At 37.0% G+C, this 18074-nt stretch carries 17 protein-coding genes; 10 read left to right on the forward strand and 7 right to left on the reverse strand.

The features are described from left to right. Window positions 1–385 precede the first annotated feature (385 nt). Genes PXG98_RS04325 through PXG98_RS04335 form a run of 3 tightly spaced genes read right to left on the reverse strand, consistent with a single transcriptional unit; the run spans window position 386 to window position 3675 of the window. On the reverse strand, window positions 386–1306 hold the full coding sequence (locus PXG98_RS04325) for a hydroxypyruvate isomerase family protein (protein ID WP_276389181.1): 921 nt from the start codon (window positions 1304–1306) through the stop codon (window positions 386–388). 6 nt (window positions 1307–1312) lie between these two features. Next, window positions 1313–1960, reverse strand: a complete 648-nt coding sequence (locus tag PXG98_RS04330) for a gluconate 2-dehydrogenase subunit 3 family protein (protein WP_276389182.1) — start codon at window positions 1958–1960, stop codon at window positions 1313–1315. Further along, a complete protein-coding gene (locus PXG98_RS04335) occupies window positions 1960–3675 on the reverse strand; it encodes a GMC oxidoreductase (protein ID WP_276389183.1) in 1716 nt (571 codons plus the stop codon). Before PXG98_RS04335 ends, PXG98_RS04330 begins: the two co-directional genes overlap by 1 nt. A 224-nt stretch (window positions 3676–3899) precedes the next feature. Between PXG98_RS04335 and PXG98_RS04340 the strand changes: the two genes are divergently transcribed. The 4 genes from PXG98_RS04340 to PXG98_RS04355 all read left to right on the forward strand — a co-directional run bounded on the left by PXG98_RS04340 (window position 3900) and on the right by PXG98_RS04355 (window position 7811). Beyond that, window positions 3900–4901, forward strand: coding sequence for a sugar phosphate isomerase/epimerase family protein (locus PXG98_RS04340; RefSeq protein ID WP_276389184.1), 1002 nt, complete (start codon window positions 3900–3902; stop codon window positions 4899–4901). A gap of 15 nt (window positions 4902–4916) precedes the next feature. Continuing rightward, window positions 4917–5360 (forward strand): DinB family protein, encoded by a 444-nt coding sequence (locus tag PXG98_RS04345; protein ID WP_276389185.1) that lies wholly within the window; start codon window positions 4917–4919, stop codon window positions 5358–5360. A gap of 6 nt (window positions 5361–5366) precedes the next feature. Then, on the forward strand, window positions 5367–6596 hold the full coding sequence (locus PXG98_RS04350; RefSeq protein WP_276389186.1) for a nucleoside permease: 1230 nt from the start codon (window positions 5367–5369) through the stop codon (window positions 6594–6596). 75 nt (window positions 6597–6671) lie between these two features. Continuing rightward, window positions 6672–7811 carry a Gfo/Idh/MocA family protein gene (locus tag PXG98_RS04355; protein WP_276389187.1) on the forward strand — a complete coding sequence of 380 codons (1140 nt, stop codon included), beginning with the start codon at window positions 6672–6674 and terminating at the stop codon, window positions 7809–7811. Window positions 7812–7847: 36 nt separating this feature from the next. Here the strand turns inward: PXG98_RS04355 and PXG98_RS04360 are convergent, their stop codons facing one another. Both PXG98_RS04360 and PXG98_RS04365 read right to left on the reverse strand, forming a co-directional pair. Continuing rightward, entirely contained in the window at window positions 7848–8318 is a 471-nt protein-coding gene (locus PXG98_RS04360; RefSeq protein ID WP_276389188.1) for an ASCH domain-containing protein, read from the reverse strand. Between the two features lie 19 nt (window positions 8319–8337). Beyond that, window positions 8338–10041, reverse strand: coding sequence for a GMC oxidoreductase (locus PXG98_RS04365; protein WP_276389189.1), 1704 nt, complete (start codon window positions 10039–10041; stop codon window positions 8338–8340). 150 nt (window positions 10042–10191) lie between these two features. Here PXG98_RS04365 and PXG98_RS04370 point away from each other — a divergent pair, with 150 nt between their 5' ends. The 6 genes from PXG98_RS04370 to nadD all read left to right on the forward strand — a co-directional run bounded on the left by PXG98_RS04370 (window position 10192) and on the right by nadD (window position 14944). Continuing rightward, window positions 10192–11244 carry a sugar phosphate isomerase/epimerase family protein gene (locus PXG98_RS04370; protein ID WP_276389190.1) on the forward strand — a complete coding sequence of 351 codons (1053 nt, stop codon included), beginning with the start codon at window positions 10192–10194 and terminating at the stop codon, window positions 11242–11244. A 9-nt stretch (window positions 11245–11253) separates the two neighbouring features. Beyond that, window positions 11254–11991, forward strand: a complete 738-nt coding sequence (locus tag PXG98_RS04375) for a 3-keto-disaccharide hydrolase (RefSeq protein ID WP_276389191.1) — start codon at window positions 11254–11256, stop codon at window positions 11989–11991. 1 nt (window position 11992) lies between these two features. Next, entirely contained in the window at window positions 11993–12805 is an 813-nt protein-coding gene (locus tag PXG98_RS04380; protein WP_276389192.1) for a 3-keto-disaccharide hydrolase, read from the forward strand. Between the two features lie 62 nt (window positions 12806–12867). Next, a complete protein-coding gene (locus PXG98_RS04385; protein ID WP_276389193.1) occupies window positions 12868–13725 on the forward strand; it encodes a YicC/YloC family endoribonuclease in 858 nt (285 codons plus the stop codon). Continuing rightward, complete coding sequence (gene gmk, locus PXG98_RS04390; protein WP_276389194.1) at window positions 13725–14306, forward strand: guanylate kinase; 582 nt, start codon at window positions 13725–13727, stop codon at window positions 14304–14306. The genes PXG98_RS04385 and gmk overlap by 1 nt, the downstream gene beginning before the upstream one ends. Window positions 14307–14359: 53 nt before the next feature. Further along, window positions 14360–14944, forward strand: coding sequence for a nicotinate (nicotinamide) nucleotide adenylyltransferase (gene nadD / locus PXG98_RS04395; RefSeq protein ID WP_276389195.1), 585 nt, complete (start codon window positions 14360–14362; stop codon window positions 14942–14944). Between the two features lie 86 nt (window positions 14945–15030). On the opposite strand, the gene PXG98_RS04400 is transcribed toward nadD, so the two are convergent. After that, complete coding sequence (locus PXG98_RS04400; RefSeq protein ID WP_276389196.1) at window positions 15031–15732, reverse strand: DUF6503 family protein; 702 nt, start codon at window positions 15730–15732, stop codon at window positions 15031–15033. 41 nt (window positions 15733–15773) lie between these two features. Continuing rightward, window positions 15774–18062: an inorganic phosphate transporter gene (locus PXG98_RS04405; protein WP_276389197.1), complete on the reverse strand. Its 2289-nt coding sequence runs from the start codon at window positions 18060–18062 to the stop codon at window positions 15774–15776. Between the last annotated feature and the right edge of the window lie 12 nt (window positions 18063–18074).

Below are 18074 nucleotides of genomic sequence, written 5' to 3' on the forward strand. Positions count from 1 at the left end.
GTATAGAATTAATAGTGTTTATTGATTAAAAAACACCTAGAGTAGATCTACCCCAATATTAGGGTCTATTCAAAGGTGTTTTTTTAATAGTATTAGTCTCGAAAGGTGCGGTAACCCCCAGCACATACAAATACAAAAAATATAAAATTTTTAGAAGAAATCAGGAGGCTTAAAGCGGAGGTAATCTTTATTTACGAATAAAGATTTTAAAGACGTTTCTAGATATCAGGAACAATGCCGTATAAATCAATAAAATTAAAATATAGTTATCCATTGTGTCTTTACTTATTGTTATATTTAATATACGAAGTAAATAAACTTTTGGATTAACTAAATGTAAAAAAATAGCATGAAAATTGTAAAATATATGCAGATCTTATAACGATTAGATAAAATTATCTACCTCTTTGTACGCATTAATCACCGCGAGCTCCCCTTCTTTATCTGGGCGCGAATTACCATGCTCCATGCCTAATATTCCTTTATACCCTTTATCATAAATGTACTTAAAGACATTTTTATAATTAATCTCTCCGGTGGTGGGTTCTTTTCTGCCGGGATTATCTCCTATTTGGAAATACGCAATTTCTTCCCAACAAGATTCTATATTTGGAATTAAATTACCTTCTTGAATTTGTTGATGATAAATGTCGAATAAGATTTTACAAGCTGGAGAATCAACGGCTTTACAGAGCTCAAATGCCTGAGGAGAATCAGTAAGAAAAAGGCCTGGATGGTTTCTAAAATTTAGGGGCTCCAAGACCATAGTCAAATTATGTGGTTCTAGTAAAGCACTAGCTTGTTTTAAGCTCTCTAATACATTAGCGGTCTGATAACCCATCGGGAGTTTTAAATCTACATGGCCGGGAACTACGGTCATCCACTTAGCATTCACTCTTTTCGCAACTTCTATTGAATTCTTGATGTCCGTTAAAAACTCTTCTCTAATAGCCTTATCGCCTGTTGTAAGGGTTGGTTCTTTCCAATATATTTTATGTGCAACAAACACCCCCATTTCCAAACCAAGTTTTTCCATAGAAGAAGCCATTTGGTTTTGAAGACCTATTTCTCGCCCAGGCATACCATTATCCTCCCAGGATTTAAAACCTTGTTCGGCCATAAACTGAAGCTGGTCTAAAGGATTCTCTCCTGCACTGTTTTTGAACATACCAATATGTGGCGCGTAGTTGAGATTAAACACATGTGGTTTAAAAGTATTTGCCTGAGACTGAAGTTTAAAGGAAGCCCCTGATACAATTGCAGTGCTTCCCAGTGTAGATGTTCTAATGAAATTTCTTCTTTCCATATATGGTTAAATAGACCAAGCTTTTCCGCCAGTCAATTCCTCTAAATCTCCGCAGGGAACATATTCTCCTGGTACTGGAAGATAGGCCAACACTTCCTCACCAATATACTCAGAAGTTTTATAGGCCCATATAGTAATATTTCTCAGATTCGAAGCAAAACTTGCAGCAGCCACATTATCATCTAAGACTATTTCTTCCCCTTTAATTTTTGCTTCCATATAAGCCTCCAAAGCCTCCTCATTTAACTCTTTCTGCTGTTTATCAACCTTTAGAGTTTTGGCTAATGAAGCTTCTAAATCTTCAGAAGACAAATCAATGGCCAATTCCTTGCCTGCAGAGTTTAGTGCCTCTTTGTTAAATGCATTAAAAGCCATTTTTATAAATTCCTGCTCGTTTTCGTCCATAACTTCATTTGCATACCGATCAATGAAGACATCTACATTTAATTCAGAAGCAGAAGGAGTATCTGTTTTAGGAAGTAGTATATCAACCAATTGTGTCAAGACAATTGCTTGTTCTTTGTTAAAAAATGATGGTGTCCAGGTTATGGACTTTTCATTTTGACAACTTTGTACCAATCCTATTAAGGTTGGCGTGGCCACCGTATAACCGAAGGCGAGGCCAATATTTTTTAATGCGTTTCTTCTTTCCATTATATGTTTCCTTTTTTAAGTTGCTTAGCGGCATGATCCACAGCTCTTGCGGTAAATGCCATATACGTTAGTGAGGGATTTACACATGCCGCGGAGGTCATAAATGCTCCGTCCGTAACATAGACGTTTTTAACTTCATGGATTTGATTATTGCCATTTAAGACAGAAGTTTTAGGATCTCTACCCATTCTAGCAGTACCCATTTCATGTATTCCAATCCCCATAGATTTTTCTTTATCGTCGTGAGGCTTAACATCCCGTAAGCCAGATTTTTCTAGCATTTCTACGGCTTGCTGTTTCATATCTTCCCTCATATTCCACTCATTCTCTTTGTATTCTGCATCAAAAGTTATAGTTGGTAAGCCCCAACCATCTAGCTTTTCATAGTCAAGAGTCATTCTGTTTTCTTCGTATGGCAATACTTCACCAAATCCTCCCATGCCCATAGTCCAACCACCAGGTTTTAGGATAGCATCTTTCAAGTTTTTACCATGGGACAACTCTGATATTGTCTCTTCCCAATTGCCTCTCGAACTTCCGCCCTGATAGCCATAACCACGAACAAATTCTTTCATATTTGAATTTCCACCTAGATTTCGAAATCTTGGAACGTATATGCCATTTGGCTTGCGACCTTTGTAATACTTATCTTCAAAACCATCAAATTTACCTGAAGCTCCAACTCCTAAATGGTGGTCCATGATATTTCTACCTAACTGATCCGAATCATTTCCCATACCATCGGGGAAGCGGTCCGACTTAGATTGCATCAAAATGGAGGTTGATGCCAGGGCCGAAGCACATAAAAAGATGACCTTAGCCTTAAACTCAAAAGTTTCTTTTGTTTCTCGATCTATTACCTTTACTCCTGTAGCCTTTTTAGTATCAGGATCATACATTACTTCATGTACTATAGAATCTGGCCTTAAAGTTAAGTTTCCGGTTCTTTCCGCTGCCGGGAGTGTTGAGGAGTTACTACTGAAATAGGCGCCAAAAGGACATCCGCGAATACATCTATTTCTAAATTGGCAACGGGTTCTCCCTTCAAATTGTTTGTCGCTATTAATATGAGCAACACGTCCAGCCGTAATTACTCGTCCATCAAAATTGTTCGCCACCTGCTCTCTAACGTGTTGTTCAACGCAATTGAGTTCCATCATTGGTTCAAATTGCCCATCTGGTAATTGAGGTAAACCAAGTTTTTCACCTGTTACGCCTATATAAGATTCTACCTTATCATACCAAGGAGCTATATCTTTATAACGTACCGGCCAATCAACACCATGGCCATCCATTTTATTAGCAGTAAAGTCTAAATCACTCCACCTATAACTGTGTCTTCCCCACATTATAGACCTACCCCCTACATGATATCCACGCATCCAATCGAATCGCTTAATTTCATTGTAAGGATGCTCTAAGTCATTTACAAACCAAAAATTATGTTGTGCTCTTGTTGTATAACCTGTTCTAGCCTGCTTTAACTGCTTGGCCTGATCTTCTTGAGATAACATCCCATTATTAGGGAAATCCCAATCGTCCATATTGGCTGTCGGGTAGTCCTCGATATGTTTAACCATTCTACCTCGCTCTAGCACTAAAGTTTTTAGACCTTTTTCGCATAATTCTTTTGCTGCCCAGCCACCACTTATTCCTGTCCCAACAACAATTGCATCGTATGATTCTTGTTCTTCGTTATAATAAAATTTGCCCATGTAGTTCTATTGTTTATTCCCTAAAAGTATCAAATATAAAATTAATTTTCTACATTTAAACCCATTATAACTTAGGGACTCTTTAGAGTTTCATGCAGATTGTTAGCAATTTGTAAATCTTGATTTGGTTTATCAATTCAATTAGCTGTTTGTTTATATTGATTCTTAATTTCAACTTTAATTGTTGAGAATAAAATAATTCAAAATTTAACCAATTTATATATATGAAAAGACGAGTTTTTTTAGGTAATAGCGCTAAGGCAGGAGTGGGATTAACCATTTTAGGGATGTACGCATGCAAAGAGAAAAAAACAGACGAAAAAGATGCTAGTTCAGAAGCAGAAGTTGTTGAGGCGACTGGCCCTTTTTTCAAGCTTTCTCTTGCACAATGGTCTTTACATAAAATGATTAGAGAAGGAGGCGTGGATCCATATACGTTCGCTGAGAAAGCTAAGGCATGGGGATTTGAGGGCTTAGAATATGTAAGCCAACTGTATAAGGATACCCTTGAGCCTTCTGATTATTCACCTGAAGCTATGCAAACTTTTATTGATAAATCTAATGCGGAGGCAACAAAACATGGCTTACAAAATTTGCTAATAATGATTGATGGTCAGGGAGACTTATCTACCTCAGACCCAGCGGAGCGCAAAAGCGCTGTAGAAAATCATTTTAAATGGGTAGATGCCGCTGCCGCAATGGGTTGTCATTCTATTCGTGTTAATTTGGCAGGAAGTAGTGTTCCGGAAGAATGGAAGGCTAATTCCATCGACGGACTCACGCAGTTATCGACCTATGCAAAAACTAAAAACATCAATGTTTTAGTAGAAAACCATGGAGGTTTATCTTCCAATGCAGCGATGCTGTCAGAAGTAATGAGTACAGTAAATATGGATAACTGTGGCACCTTACCAGATTTTGGAAATTTCTGCATCCGACGGAAAGATCCAAAGGACTACCAGGCAGGATGCGCCGAAGCATATGATATCTATCAGGGAGTTGAAGAACTTATGGTGCACGCTAAGGCCGTTAGTGCAAAATCTCATGAATTTAATGCAGCTGGAGAGGAGACTGAAATTGACTATGTAAGAATGTTACAAATAGTTAAGGATGCCGGCTACACCGGATTTATTGGAGTAGAATACGAAGGAAGTACACTCTCAGAAGAAGATGGAATCATTGCGACGAGGGATTTAATGCTTAAGTCGGCCGAAAAACTTACCTAACGATTAATCTACTTTATGAAAGTTTTCTTTAATCAACTTTTTGATTATAACTTTTATTGTAATAAAAGTCTAATTGAGAAATGTTCTGAGCTTAACGCTATTCCCGAAAGAAGTGAAACGTTGTTCAGTCATATATTGAATGCCCATCATATATGGAACGCCAGGATTCTAAATCAAACACCAATTTACGACGTTTGGCAGAAACACGATATTAAGTCTTGGGAGGATATACATTATGATAACCAACGCAATTCCTTTGAAATTGTCACCAATGCAACAGACTTTGATAAGCGAATAGACTATGAAAGCACCGATGGAAGGTCATATACTAATACTTTAGGTGAGATGCTGTTTCATATAATTAATCATTCTACGCATCATAGGGCACAGATGTCCATAGACTTCCGATCTAATGAAATTGATCCAATTTCACTGGATTATATTTTCTATAAAAGGTAAAAGACAATGAATAAAAGGGTTCAGTTTCAACTTTCTCTAATGATGTTTTTAGAGTTTTTTGTTTGGGGAAGTTGGTTTGTGACCATGGGAATTTATTTGCCTAACACTCTTGGGGCTAGTGATCCAGAAATTGCAATGGCATATTCCACACAATCGTGGGGCGCAATAATAGCTCCCTTTATAATAGGATTAATAGCCGACAGGTACTTTAACGCTGAAAAAATTCTTGGGGTTTTACATTTACTGGGGGGTGCATTAATGATAAAGTTGGCTTTTGCAGAAAGTTTTATAGAATTTTATCCTTTTATTTTGGCGTATATGATTCTATATATGCCCACGTTGGCCTTGGTAAATTCCGTTTCCTTTAATCAAATGGACAATCCGGCCAAACAGTTTTCGTTTGTACGTGTTTATGGCACTATTGGGTGGATAGTTGCGGGAATTACAATCAGCTATTTGTTTAATTGGGATTCTGTATCAAATGTGGAGAATGGTGCTTTGAGAAATACCTTTTTAATGTGTGCCCTCGCTTCAGGCATCTTGGGCTTTTTCAGTTTTACCTTGCCCAAAACACCACCCACGGTAAAATCGCAAAAGACAGTGAGTGTAAAACAATTATTTGGACTCGATGCACTTCAGTTACTAAAAGATAGAAATTTTGCGGTCTTTTTTATTGCCTCCGTATTAATTTGTATCCCTCTAGCTTTCTATTACCAACATGCAGGACAATTTCTAGGGGAAATTGGGGTTGAAAATCCAGCAGGGAAAATGACAATCGGACAGGTTTCCGAGATACTTTTTATGCTTTTGCTACCATATTTTTTCAAAAAATATGGATTTAAAAAGACTATAATAGTAGCTATGTTAGCTTGGACGGTACGTTATTTGTGTTTTGCTTTTGGAAATGCAGGAGACCTTTCCCTAATCATTTTAATAGGTATAGGGCTCCATGGAATCTGTTATGATTTCTTTTTTGTGTCTGGACAGATTTATACAGACAGCAAGGCAGGGTTAAAATATAAAAGTTCTGCTCAGGGTTTAATCACTCTTGCTACTTATGGTGTTGGGATGCTAATAGGTTTTTGGGTAGCGGGTAGAATTACAAATTATTTTGTAAATAGTGCAGAAGGGCATGACTGGGAAGTGATTTGGATTTATCCTGCAGCTTTTGCACTTTTGGTCTCTGTTCTTTTCGCAATACTTTTCAAAAATGAAAAAATAGAGTATAAAACTTAAATATTATTAATAAATTGAATCAACATTTTCTTTTTTATGTTTAGAAAGAAAAATGAATCTTGAAGTTAGAAAAATATGGCAAAAAAAATCAGACTAGGAGTTATAGGAGGAGGCGGAGATTCTCTTATAGGTGTATTACATAGAGTTGCATCGCATATAAATGATAACTATCAAATTGTGGGAGGTGTTTTTAATCCAAATTATGATGAGAATATTGCATTTGCAGAAGAAATAGATGTTCCTACAAATCGAATTTATAAGGATTTTGATACCCTTATTGAAGAAGAATTGAAATTACCTGAAGAAGAAAGGATTCAGGTATGTTCCGTACTTACTCCAAATTTTCTGCATTTTCCAATGGCAAAAAAGCTTTTAGATAATGGGTTTCACGTAATATGTGAGAAACCAATGACTACTACTCTGGAAGAGGCAAAGGAATTACAAGAAGCACATAAAAAGGCGGGTACGGTATTCGCAGTTACCCATACCTATACCGGTTACCCCATGGTGAGGCAGATGCGGGAAATGATAAAATCGGGTGCTTTAGGAAAAATTCATAAAGTAGATGCAAGGTATTACCAAGGGTGGATAAACACTATAATTCACGACAAGGAAAAAAGGTCCTCAGTTTGGAGATTAGACCCTAAAAAAGCCGGGATAAGCTCTTGTATGGGAGATATTGGCGTACATGCCTTTAATCTTATAGAATATACCACTGGATTAGAAGTAAAATCTCTCTTGTGCGATTTTAATTACCTATATGAGGATAATCAAATGGACGTAGATGGTACGGTTCTTATAAGAATGGGAGATCATATCAAAGGGGTAATACGGGGAAGCCAGGTTGCCACAGGAGAAGAGAATGGACTTGCTATTAGAATTTATGGTGAAAAAGCGGCCTTCGTATGGGAGCAAGAAAGGCCCAATTTTCTATACAAACTAAGTGATACAGAACCCACACAAATATATAAGCCCGGACATGCCTATAATTCTGAACTTTCATTAGACGGAACTAAACTACCACCAGGGCATCCAGAAGGAATATTTGATTCCATGGCAAATATTTATCTCGGAGCTGCCCGAGCAATTAGAGGAGAAGAAATTAATGATGGAGAATTTCCAACTATGCGAGATGGCGTACGGGGCTTAAATTTTATTGAAGCCACGGTAGCTTCAAATAAGCTAGGAAATGTTTGGGTAGATATGGAAGATTAGAGGATGTTATAAATCCCCCTTTCATGCTTTGTAGTTCTATTTTTTTGGAGCAAATACCTTATCAAAATATTCACAAACAATAATCATACTTTCTCTGGGAACCCTTTGGTATTCTTCTAATTCTAGGGTTATGCGCTCCCAGTGCATTTCCTTCCAATAGTGCAAGCTAAGATCTCCTTCTCCCTCAATTTTAGCGTAAGACTCTCTAATGCTAAAATAGGGTTTAAGACGAACTGCAACTGTGCGTAGTAAGCATTTGGCAACACCCTGATTATCTGTAATTATGGTAAAATCTCCGATTTTCGGTAATTTTTCATTTCTGTATTGCATTCCCAATAAAGAATGGGAAAAGGCCCTTTTCTTCCCACTTAATATAAGATCAAGCTGTCTTTCGGTGTCTAGTTTATCCTCAGACAAACAGATTACTCGGGGTTCTTGAGCAAAGGCGTATTCCAAGTGTTGGTCTAAAAAGTCTCCCCATAAGTTTCTGGCAGTTGTGTTTTCCATAATTATTATGTTTCAGAAATTATGAAAATTTCCCATCTTTAAATTCTTTTACGGCATGGTTGGCTGCTCTCGCTGTAAAGGCCATATAGGTTAAGGACGGATTTACACAGCTTGAAGAAGTCATAAATGCTCCATCTGTAACATATACATTAGGCACCGTATGCACTTGATTGTTTTTGTTTAGGATTGACGATTTTGGACTCTTCCCCATTCTGGCACCTCCCATTTCATGGATGCCGAGGCCAGGGCCTGTAACTTCATCGTAAGGAGCTATATCCTTAAACCCTGCTTCTTCAAACATCCGAACAATTTGGGCTATAATATCTTTACGCATTCGAAATTCATTTTCTTTAAATTCCACATCAAAATCTAGTTGAGGGAGCCCCCATTGATCTTTCTCTGTTTCACTCAGGGTGACCCTATTGTCATCGTAAGGAAGAAATTCCCCAAATCCAGTAACACCTATAGTCCATTTACCAGGTTTTAAGATAGTATCTTTTAAGTCTTTTCCATATCCCAGTTCCCCAACAGCTTCTGTCCAGTCTTGTCTGCTTGCCGAGCCTTGGTAGCCAAAGCCTCTGAGATAATCTTTGCCTTCTGATTTTTTGTCTAGATTAACAAAGCGAGGAATATAGAAACCATTTGCTCTGCGGCCTTTATAATATTTGTCTAAATGGCCTTCCACAGTTGCGGAAGCACCTAACTTGTAATGATGATCCATAATACCCCTGCCCAAGGCATCCGAATCATTTCCTAATCCATTTGGAAAACGCTTTGATTTAGATTGTAATAAAATGCCAACAGAAGCCATCGCTGAAGCACAAAGGAATATTATGTTGGCCTTGTATTCTATTTTTTCTTTAGTAAGCGCATCAATAACTCTTACTCCGGTAGCTCTTTTTAGTACTTCATCATAGACTACCTCATAGACTATACTATTAGGTTTTAAGGTCATATTACCCGTCCTTTCTGCAGCCGGCAGCGTGGAAGAATTACTGCTAAAATAGCCACCAAAAGGACATCCTCGCCAACATCGATTTCGATTCTGACAAACACCCCTGCCTTCAAATGTAGCTTCTGGATCTGTTATGTGAGCTACCCTGCCTATAGTAACTAACCTTCCATCCTGGAATTTAGTTTCAACCGACTTTTGAAAATCTTCCTCCACACAATTTAATGGCATTGCGGGCTGAAATTTTCCATCGGGCAGTTGTTTTAAACCTAAATTTTGTCCGCTAACTCCTATATACTCTTCTACTTTGTCGTACCAGGGCGCAATATCCTTATATCTTACAGGCCAATCAATACCTATCTTATCTTTTTTGTTAGCTCCAAAATCAATATCACTCCATCTGTAGCTCTGTCTTCCCCATATTAAAGATCTACCGCCTACCTGATATCCTCTTATCCAGTCAAAACGTTTGGTCTCTACATATGGATGCTCCAAGTCATTAACAAAGAAATGCTTCACATCGTCTTTAGGAGCCCAGTTTACTCGTTTTTGTTTGTGGTATTTTTTTTTGTCTTCTTCAGAGAGTTCATTGCGATATGGAAAGTCCCACGCATCCATATTCATGGTAGGATAGTCTTCAATGTGTTTTACCATTCTTCCTCTCTCCAGGACCAGAGTTTTTAATCCATTTTCACACAATTCTTTTGCTGCCCATCCTCCACTGATTCCAGTACCAACAACAATTGCATCGTATTGCTCTGTTTCTTTCATTCTATATTTTTATTTTAATACTAATGGTTTTGCTATATTTAACACTTCGATTGCGTAGATTGGGTCGAAGAGAAATTGACCATTTAAATATAGGATTTAATTATTAAAAATTAAGTCAACTTCAATGCATTATTAATTAAGAATCGTTATATGAAGACTATTAAGGGACCAGCAGTATTTTTAGCACAGTTTGTAGATTCAAAAGCACCATTTAATTCTTTAGAAGGAATGTGTAAATGGGCCGCAGATCTTGGATATAAAGGAATTCAAATCCCAACCTGGGAATCCTTTTTAATTGATATAGACAAGGCAGCAGAAAGTCAGACTTATTGTGATGAATTAAAAGGGACAATAAATTCCTATGGTTTAGAAATCACGGAACTGTCTACCCATTTACAAGGCCAACTAGTTGCGGTACACCCTGCCTATGATATTATGTTCGATAATTTCGCGCCAGATAACGTAAAGAATAATCCAAAGGCAAGAACTGCTTGGGCAGTAGATGTGGTAAAAAAGGCTGCCACCGCTAGTCGTCGTTTAGGACTGAAGGCCCATGCCACTTTTTCTGGAGCACTGTTATGGCACACTTTTCACCCTTGGCCACAGCGACCTCCTGGCTTAGTAGAGTTGGGTTTTGAGGAGCTAGCAAATAGATGGTTGCCTATACTTAACCATTTTGATGAAGAAGGTGTGGATGTGTGTTATGAAATTCATCCCGGGGAAGACTTACACGATGGGGATACTTTTGAGCGTTTTTTAAAGGCTACCGGAAACCATAAAAGGGTTAATATTTTATATGATCCCAGCCATTTTGTGCTGCAACAATTAGACTACCTGACTTATATAGATCACTACCATGAGTTTATAAGATCTTTTCATGTGAAAGACTCTGAATTTAATCCAACAGGAAAAAAAGGAGCTTTCGGGGGATATAATGATTGGGGAGATAGAGCCGGGCGTTACAGGTCTTTAGGAGATGGCCAGATCGATTTTAAATCGATATTCTCAAAGTTAACACAATATGGATGCGACGTATGGGCTGTAATGGAATGGGAATGTTGTATAAAAAGTCCTGAGCAAGGCGCAATTGAAGGTGCTAAGTTTATTCAAAATCATATAATTGAAGCCACGGAAAAGACTTTTGATGATTTTGCCGGTGGAAATATAGACAAAGACGTTTTAAAAAATATATTAGGACTATAATTAATTAGGATGAAAAAAATAGTATTTATTGGTCTTTGCACTTTGGTGTTTATTGGATGTAAAGAGAAAAAAGAAGAGAAGATTTTGGAGGCTGATTTAGAGGTTGTTCAGGTATCTGAAACACCCGATAACGAATGGAAAGTCTTGTTTGATGGCACTTCCTTTTCTGGCTGGAAAGGATATTTAATGGATTCAGTCCCTAACAGTTGGAAGATAGAAGAAGGAGCTATGGTATTCTATCCCCAAGAGGGCGAGGGAGCAAACTTGGTTAGTACAGCGGAGTATACCGATTTTGTTCTCTCCTTGGAATGGAAGATATCAGAAGGAGGGAATAGTGGAATTTTTTGGGGAGTTGTTGAAGATCCCAACTTAGAAGAACCATATGAAACCGGTCCGGAAATTCAGGTTTTGGACAATGAAAAACATCCAGATGCCAAGGCGGGGACAACACACCAGGCAGGTGCCTTGTATGATATGGTAGCCCCTTCCGAAGATGTTACGAAGCCAGTTGGAGAATGGAATTTGTGTGAAATAACTATAAATCATAAGGAGAATCTTGGTAAAGTAGTGTTAAACGGGGTTGAAATAGTTAGTTTTCCAACAAATGATGAAGCTTGGGATACGATGGTAGGGGATTCAAAGTTTGCAGATTGGAAAGAATTTGGCAAATATAAAACAGGTAAAATAGGGCTGCAAGATCACGGAGATATGGTGTCTTTTAGGAATATAAAAATTAAAGAGCTCTGATATGAATAGAATATACGGCATACTTTTCATTGTGTTATTTTTCGCTTGTAAAAGTGAAGTACCGCAACAAGAAACAGTTTTGGATAAAAATGCTTCCGCTGTTATTGTTTACGAAGAGTATACAGGGGTAGAACCTACAGAACCAGAAGCAACAGAATTCTACGAGCCTGTGCCTCCAACGGTAGATCCAGTATCTCAAAATGGTGCTCCAAGTGACGCTATAATTCTGTTTAATGGAAAAGATTTTGAAAATTGGGAAAATGCTGAAGACCAGACATCCGTAGAATGGCATCTTAACGATGATGGTTCCATGACAGTGAAAGATAAGGCAGGTGATATTCAAACCAAAGAAAAATTTGGTGACTTACAGCTGCATATAGAATGGCAATCTCCTGCAGAGATACAAAGAGATGGTCAAAACAGAGGAAATAGCGGAATATTTTTGTCTGGCTTATATGAAATCCAAGTTTTAGACAACAATGACAACCCTACTTATACTAACGGGCAGGTAGGCTCTATTTATAAACAACATACCCCTTTGGCAAAAGCCTCAGTTCCCACAGGAGAATGGAATATATATGATATAATTTATCACGCACCAGAGTTTAATGAGGAAGGTGGAAAAATCAAATCAGGTACTATCACTCTAATACATAATGGTGTTTTGATACAAGATAATGTGGAAATAAAGGGAACTACACCGTATATAGGTTGGCCAAAGAATCCTCCGCATGGTAAGGGACCTCTAAAGCTCCAAGACCATGGCGATAACAGCCGAGTCAGCTATCGTAATATTTGGATAAGAGAGCTTTAGATAAAAAAGCATTATCTAAAAAAGGAATTCTTGAAATTCTTTCAAAATTTAAAATCAAATTTATGATTCAATCTATGACTGGCTTTGGGAAGCATACGCTTCAGCTCCCTAATAAAAAGATTACCATAGAGCTTAAATCCTTAAACAGTAAGAATTTGGATTTAAATGCACGAATGCCTTCTGCGTATAGACAAAAAGAACTTTTAATGCGTAAAACAATTGCCGACTCCTTATTAAGAGGCAAAATTGATTTTGGTCTATATGTGGAGTCTACAGGTGGAGAGACCAGTTCAGAAATCAACAAGGCAGTAGTCCTCAATTATATGGATCAGTTGAAATCAATAGCCGAAGGGGATTCTATTAAGTTATTAGAAATGGCTTTGAGAATGCCAGATGCTTTGAAGACAGAAAAAGAAGATATTGATGAATTAGAATACAAAGCCATAGAAGAAGTTCTTGAAGTAGCATTAAAAGAAGTAGTTACTTTTAGATCTGAAGAAGGAGCAGTCCTCGAAAAGGATTTTATTCAACGAATTAAGGAGATAAGTAAGCTATTGCAAAAAGTAGACCTTATGGACCCTGAAAGAATTGGAACTATTCGTGCACGTTTGGATAAGGCTGTAGGAGAATTAAAGGCCGAAATAGATCAGAACAGATTTGAACAAGAATTAATTTATTATTTGGAGAAATTTGATATAACCGAAGAAAAAGTACGCTTGGCAAATCATTTGGACTATTTTTTAAAGACCTTGAATTCTAAAGATTCTAATGGTAAAAAGTTGGGGTTTATTGGACAAGAAATTGGAAGAGAAATAAACACCATTGGATCTAAGGCAAACTATGCACCTATGCAAAAACTTGTGGTTCAAATGAAAGATGAATTGGAAAAGATAAAGGAACAAATGCTTAATGTGTTATAATGAAAGGAGGGAAGCTACTTATCTTTTCGGCTCCTTCCGGGAGCGGAAAAACAACTATAGTTAGGCATTTATTGGAACAGGAAGAGCTAAACCTGGCCTTTTCGGTATCCGCTACTTCTCGCCCTAAAAGAGGAGACGAAAAACAAGGGGAGCACTACTATTTTATGTCGACTTCTGAGTTCAAAAAGCATATTAAGAATAATGATTTTTTAGAATGGGAAGAGGTATACAGAGATAATTTTTATGGAACTCTTAAAAGTGAAGTGGAGCGTTTATGGAGCAAAGGAAAGAATGTGATTTTTGATATTGATGTGGCAGGAGGCTTGCGAATTAAGCGTAAATATCCAGATGTTACTTTGGCTGTTTTTGTAAAACCACCGAGTGTAGATGAGTTGAAGATTAGATTAAAAAAACGCAGTACAGAGAGCGATGATAAGATAAACATGCGTATTGCCAAAGCCTCGGTTGAATTGGCCACTGCACCCCAATTTGATAAAATAATAAAGAATTATGAACTGGAAACAGCACTTAAAGAGGCGTATAATCTTGTAGCAGATTTTATTGGTCTGGATAAAGAGTAATACTTCTCACAAATGAGAAGGATTTTAATTTCCCTCTTGTTCTACTTTTTACTATGAAGAAAATTGGCCTTTTTTTTGGGACTTTTAATCCAATTCACCTTGGACATTTGGTTATTGCCAACCATATGGTTGAGTTTTCGGATCTTGATGAAACTTGGTTTGTAATTACTCCCAGAAGTCCGTTTAAGTTAAAAAAGACATTGTTAGATAATAACCACCGCTATCAGATGGTATTTGAAGCGATTAAGGACTATCCTAAATTTAAGGCCAGTACCATAGAGTTTAACCTACCGCAGCCCAACTATACTATTAATACTCTGGTACATTTACAAGAGGTACATGGGGAGAATCATGAGTTTTGCCTTATCATGGGGGAGGACAATTTAAAAAGTTTTCATAAGTGGAAGAATTATGAAACTATTCTAGAGCAATATGAAATATATGTGTATCCTAGAATTTCTGGAGGACAGGCTGTAAAGGAATTGGCAAACCATCCTAAGATTCACAAAATTGCTGCACCAATAATGGAAATTTCTTCAACTTTTATCAGGAAAGAACATGGTAACGGGAAGAATATAAGACCTATGTTACCAGACAATGTCTGGAAGTATCTGGATGAAATGAATTTTTATAGATAATTATTTCAGGGCTTTCCTTCCTTAATTGTTTTAAAAAAGAGCGAGATGTCAGTAGATACATTATACTATAGGTGGTAGAAATAAAATTACTTCATTAGAATATCCGTTCCCAAAAGTTCGTCGTTTTTATTGTAATACCAGGTTCGTACTTTGGGCATTTTAATGGAAGAGATACTTTCTATACCCTCAAGGATAATATATTCCCCGTCATTTTTTGACTCATCGTGATAAAATTGATAAACTTCCATGGCATTCGTCTTGGGATCAAAATAGAAATACCAAATGTCATCACCAACATCTTTAGTATAAGTAACCTTTAAGACATTATACTTCTTACCCTTAAAATTTTTAGATAATACTTCTGGGGCTATTATTGTGCCGGGATCTTTAAGTTTCATTGGAAGCCCGTATAGATAGCTGTAATAATCCTTCATTTTTGTGGCACGTTCACATTTTAAATTATACTTTGCTTCTTGAGACTTTGTTGGGGTTATGCCGTTGAGCATAAAGGAACATTTTCCAGCCTTAACCTCACTAATAATTGTAGCACTGTCCGATTCCATTGCTAACTTAAAATATGATTTTGAATTGTCTAGAGTAATTATACTTTCCCTTTTTCTGCCATCCGGATACTCTAGGGTAACAAACAATTCTCCTTTGAATTTGCTCCAGAGCCCGTCGGGATCATGAAAGGCGATAGCATCATCCAATAATTGTGAACTAGACTCTTTCTGCCCAATTAATACGGTTATAGACAAAAGGCACAAAACAGAAACCAATATTTTCATCCTGAATAGCTCAGTTTTTTATGATTGTAATTAAAGATAGGTTAATCTAACCTATTAATGTCAACACTACGATCGTACATGTTGTAATATAGCTCTAAAAGACTAATTGTGGCCGTCATCAAATCTTTAGTTTCTAATAGAAGAGAAAAATAAAGTGTCGTATTTTTAGGACTGGACTCTTCTGACCTTGTTCTTTGTATTTGTTTTTCGACTTTAACCAAAACTAGTTTGTACAATTCTTCTTTCTTCTTTAATATTTCACCGATTTCTTCAAACGAACGATTATCAAATGCTTGTTTTGAGCTGCTAAAAAGAGATTCTAACTCTAAATTTATCTCAGTGAGTTCTTTGACTTGATTATACTTTAATTTTTTGTGATTGTTGTGAATATGTTTATGGGTAATTTTGGTTATATACTCAAGCGATTGGGAGATGTCGGTTAAATAGGCCAAAATATTTATATAAAAATTACTCGCTTCTAAACTACTATCATCAAGGTTTTTTATGAAGTAGAATAAATTATCTCTAAGCTCGTCAATTTCCGTAGAAAGTTTGGTAACATTATTCTTGTTCTTTTTTAGAACATCGAGATTCTGTTTTGCCAGGCCATCAATACTATTTCTGTAGAGTTTGCTACTGCGTTTAAGAGCTCGAGAAATATTATGTGCACTTTCTTCAATAACTCCCTTTATAGAACTGCTTTCTGATTTTAATAACCTATCTTCTTCCCTTATTACTTTGGCTTTTTTGTTGTACGAAATATAATTCCGAGCCAATAATAAAATGGCAATAAAAAGTAAAACGCCAATAGCAGTTCCCTTTCCGAAACTGATAATGGTTAGAATAATACCCGCAGCAAGGAAGGCAATAATTGCTGTGGCAAACCAACCTCCAATTACATTTAATACACCTGCAACTCTATAAACCGCACTCTCACTACCCCAAGCTCTGTCTGCTAGGGAAGTTCCCATAGCCACCATAAAAGTCACATAGGTTGTAGATAAGGGTAATTTATAAGATGTTGCAATAGAAATTAAAATCCCGGCAACCATTAAGTTAACGGCAGCCCTAACCATATCAAAGGCGGCATATTCATGTGTTCTACCCTTAGGTAAGACTAGAATAGGCTTTTCAAATTGTTTTTCAATTTTGTCTAAAAGTGAATTAGGCAAAATGGTTTTAGTGTAGTTTGATGCAAGAATTGTGAGCCTTACCAAACCACGAGACAAATTATTTGGTTTAAAACGCTCCTTCGCTTCACCTTCTCTAGAGAGATTTATTTCTGTATCAGCTACATAGCGGGCTTTTTTTGAGAACCACAATGTGACTACCATAATCATTCCAGATATAAACAGCAAAATGGTAGGGGTAGGCACTTTTGTGGCTAAAATGTCCATGCTAAATTCGGTAGATGCCATTCCCGAAGCGGACCAGGCTTCGTAGGACTGATATGCTGCAATTGGCACTCCAATAAAATTAACCAAATCATTGCCTGCAAAAGCCAAAGCCAATGCAAAGGTTCCAACAACGATTATGACTTTATAAATATTAATTTTGGCTAAAGAGATCGAAATAAAAGACAGTAAAGACCAGAAGATAAGACTGATTGAGACAATTGAAAATACTTGATCTTCCAGAAAAGCACTAATTTTAACACCTCCAATGATGTCGTAAGTTTCACCAGCGTATGGTGTCCCTTTAATACCTTTCATAAATATAAAATAGGTGATGGCAGATAATGCTACACCGCCAAAAAGAGCTCCTACATAGTTAGATTTTTTTTCAAATTTAAACGACAGTAATAAGCGAGAAATCCACTGAACAATAGCTCCAATGGAAAATGCAAAAACTACAGACAATAAGATTCCTGATATAATTTGAAAAGCCTTTGAGGTATTAATATAATTTGTAACATCTGTAAAACTTCCGTCATCTGCTCCTATTTTTAACAGTGACATGGCTACCGCGGCACCCAATAATTCAAATACAATAGATACAGTAGTGGAGGTTGGCATACCTAAGGTATTAAAGAAATCCAATAGTAGAATGTCGGTAATCATGACTGCCATGAAGATGAACATTATTTCATTGAAATAGAACTCACCTGGATTAAAGATTCCCTTTCTGGCAACTTCCATCATACCACTGGAAAAAATAGCTCCACAAGCAATTCCCAAGCTGGCAACAATCATTATAGTTCGAAATGATATTGCCTTTGAACCAATTGCCGAATTCAAAAAATTTACAGCGTCATTACTCACGCCAACTACCAAATCTGCAACGGCCAATACGGCCAATGCGATTATCATAATGAAGTAAATGTTATCCATGATTTAGTAATA

It is taken from the genome of Eudoraea chungangensis (assembly GCF_029360665.1).
GTDB classification, from domain to species: domain Bacteria; phylum Bacteroidota; class Bacteroidia; order Flavobacteriales; family Flavobacteriaceae; genus Eudoraea; species Eudoraea chungangensis.